The organism is Hydrogenophaga sp., assembly GCF_051007235.1.
Lineage (GTDB): Bacteria > Pseudomonadota > Gammaproteobacteria > Burkholderiales > Burkholderiaceae_C > Hydrogenophaga.
In genome coordinates this window covers 1-2,762 of record NZ_JBPCSJ010000244.1, presented here as the reverse complement: position 1 = coordinate 2,762, position 2,762 = coordinate 1, and the positions used below count along the sequence as shown (strand labels likewise).

Below are 2,762 nucleotides of genomic sequence, written 5' to 3'. Positions count from 1 at the left end.
CAGGTCATGGTTGTTTTCCTGCAGAGGGGCCGTAGAAGACGACCCAGGTGACAAAGTCGGGGCTGAAATTTTCAAAGCGGTGCGCAAGGCCCGCCGGAACAAAGAGGATATCGCCGGCCTGCACGGCCACGGCGCTGCCGTCGCGCCAGAAGTCCGACGTGCCGCGCTGCACCACGTACAGCTCGTCCTGCGCGTGGGGTTGCTGGATGTCGCGGCCGAGCTGCGACGTGGCGGGCGCGAACAGCTCCACGCTCAGGCTGCCGTGGGCCAGGGCGGGCACGAACGGCGTGCCGTGCGGGTAGTCACCTTGCGCGGGCTGCGGCAGGCTGGCCAGCAGGGCCTGGAAGTCGGCCTTGAGCGGAGCAGCGCTCACCGAGAGACCTTCGGCGGGGCGGCCATGCGGCGACCCATGAACACGGTGGCGACCACGGCCAGGGCAAAGCCCAGCGTCATCACGTTCAGCGATTCGCCCAGCAGCGGCACGGCGGCCAGAATGCTGACGAAGGGTTGCAGCAGCTGCGTCTGGCTCACCCGCAGTGCGCCGCCCAGGGCCAGCCCGCGGAACCAGGCGAAGAAGCCGGCCCACATGGAAAACACGCCCACGTACACCAGGGCCCACCAGGACGCGGTGGCGATGGGTTGATCGGGCCAGGTCAGCAGGGCGCCGGGCACGGTGATGGGCAGGGCCATCACGCAGACCCAGCTGATCACGCGCTCGGCACCCAGTGTGGGCGTGACTTTGGCGCCGCCCACATAGCCCAGCGAAGCGGCCAGCACGGCGCCGACCAGCAGCGCGTCGGCCCAGGACAGCCCGAAGCCATGACCCGCCTGCGCCGCGCGCAGCAGGCTGTAGACCACCACCAGGGCGCTGCCCAGCACCGCGAAGACCCAGAAACCCAGGCGTGCTCGCTGGTGCATCAGCCAGGCCGCCACGGCCGCGGTGGCCAGCGGCAGCAGCGCGGTGATGACGGCCGCATGGCCCGACGGCACGTGGCGCAGCGCCCAGCCCAGCAGCAACGGGTAGCCAATCGCGTTGCCCGCCAGCGAGAGCAGCAGCGGCCCGCGTTCGGCCCGGGTGGGCCGCCGCGAGCGCGTGACCAGCAGGTAGACGATCGACAGGCCGCCGGCCAGCGCAGCGCGTGCCCAGGTGACGAACCAGGGCGAGAGCTGCGGTGCGTCCACCGAGCCGGTGGCCAGGCGCGTCATGGGCAGGGTGAGGGCGAACACCACCACGCCCACCAGGCCCAGCCACAGGCCGAGCGTGGCGTCGCTCATGCGGGTGGCCGGCAGTGCGGTGCCGTGGCTCATGCCGAGCCCTCGTTCAGTCCGGCGCCGCCCAGCAGCATCCAGGCCGCCGTCAGCACCAGCGCCAGCGCCATGCCGCGGTTGAACACCAGCAGCCGGGCGCCGGTGGGCTGGCCTTCCACCACCGGCCCGGCCAGCCAGTGGCGCAGCAGCGAACCGACCAGCGCGTAGCTGAGGTTGCTGAAGAAGGCGAACGCCAGCAGCACCGGCAGCACCATCACGTAGCGCTGCTGGGCATCGGCCTGCCCGGCGATCCAGCCCGCCACGATGGACAAAGCCAGCATCCAGGCCTTGATGTTGAGGAACTGCAGGCCCACGCCTTGCCAGAAGGTGACGTTCAGCCGTGCGCTGTCCACCGACGTGAGCGAGCGGCTGCCCCACAGGCGCCGTGCCAGCCACAGCAGGTAGCCGGTGCCGCCCAGCAGGATGGCCCAGCGCAGCGCCGGGACGGCCACCACCAGCGAGCCCACGCCCGCGGCGCACAGCGTGAACAGCAGGCCCCAGCCCACCGGCACCGCGGCGATGAAGCGCAGCGCGCGCGGCAGGCCGCCGTTGGCCGCCAGCGCGGTGGACAGCGTGGTGTTGGGGCCGGGCGTGAAGCTGGTGGCCGTGGCCAGTACCAGCAGGGCGCTGAACTCGCTGGCGGTCATGGCTGCTCCGTGGGGGCTTGTGGTGACATGCGATGCACTTTATCCTTGGAGGCCATACACAAGCCATACAGTGGACTGGCGCACAGGCGCCATCTGTGTGGCTGGTCAAGCCCATACACCGCATGTTGGATAGCAAAGCCACGGCGCCAGACGGGGCCACCGCCCCCACCCTCACGCGCAGCACCGCCCAGACGCTGACCGAGCAGCTGGCCGAGCGGTTCGCCGCGCGCATTCGCGACCGCCTGCTCGCGCCCGGTGCGCGCCTGCCCAGCGTGCGCCAGTGCGCGGCGCAGCACGGGCTGAACCCGTCCACCGTGGTGGCCGCCTACGACCAGCTGCTGGCCCAGGGCCTGGTGGAGGCGCGGCGCAACCGCGGCTTTTTCGTGCGCGACCGCGCCCCGCTGCGCGACGACGCCCGCGAGGCGGCCGCCGCGCCCACCACCCCACGCCGAGCCGCGCCGCTGAGCGCGGCCACGCTGATCCGCGGCATGTTCCACCCCAGCGGCAGCCTGCCGCAGCCCGGCATGGGGGTGCTGCCGCCTGAGTGGCTGGAATCGACCTTCATGCCGGCGGCCGTGCGCAAGGTCAGCGGCAACGCCGCGCTGGCCGAGGCTTCCCTGCGCTACGGTGAACCCATGGGCGACGGCCACCTGCGCCGCGTGCTGGCCGCGCGCCTGCAGGGCATTGGCTTGCCGGCGGACCCGGCGCAGATCATCACCACCGTGGGCGCCACGCACGCGTTGGACATCGTCAGCCGCACCCTGCTGAAGGCGGGCGATGCGGTGATGGTCGAAGAACCCGGCTGGG

General features: G+C 71.8%; 4 protein-coding genes. 1 reads left to right on the top strand and 3 read right to left on the bottom strand.

Features of this window, described 5'->3' with window-relative positions; translation table 11 throughout:
• Positions 1-4: 4 nt before the first annotated feature.
• Genes ACR2JA_RS08845 through ACR2JA_RS08835 form a run of 3 tightly spaced genes read right to left on the bottom strand, consistent with a single transcriptional unit; the run spans position 5 to position 1,955 of the window.
• Complete coding sequence (locus ACR2JA_RS08845) at positions 5-373, bottom strand: cupin domain-containing protein (RefSeq protein WP_434008726.1); 369 nt, start codon at positions 371-373, stop codon at positions 5-7.
• The gene (locus tag ACR2JA_RS08840) at positions 370-1,308 is read right to left on the bottom strand and encodes a DMT family transporter (RefSeq protein ID WP_434008725.1); all 939 of its coding nucleotides are present in this window, start codon (positions 1,306-1,308) and stop codon (positions 370-372) included. The genes ACR2JA_RS08845 and ACR2JA_RS08840 overlap by 4 nt, the downstream gene beginning before the upstream one ends.
• A complete protein-coding gene (locus tag ACR2JA_RS08835; RefSeq protein WP_434008724.1) occupies positions 1,305-1,955 on the bottom strand; it encodes a LysE family translocator in 651 nt (216 codons plus the stop codon). The genes ACR2JA_RS08840 and ACR2JA_RS08835 overlap by 4 nt, the downstream gene beginning before the upstream one ends.
• Before the next feature lie 122 nt (positions 1,956-2,077).
• Between ACR2JA_RS08835 and ACR2JA_RS08830 the strand changes: the two genes are divergently transcribed.
• A partial coding sequence (locus tag ACR2JA_RS08830) for a GntR family transcriptional regulator (protein WP_434008723.1) occupies positions 2,078-2,762 on the top strand: 685 nt, incomplete at its 3' end.

Coding starts and splice junctions, on each gene's coding strand:
- ACR2JA_RS08840 (WP_434008725.1), bottom strand. CDS start 1,308: ATGAGCCACGGCACCGCACTGCCGGCCACCCGCATGAGCGACGCCACG.
- ACR2JA_RS08835 (WP_434008724.1), bottom strand. CDS start 1,955: ATGACCGCCAGCGAGTTCAGCGCCCTGCTGGTACTGGCCACGGCCACC.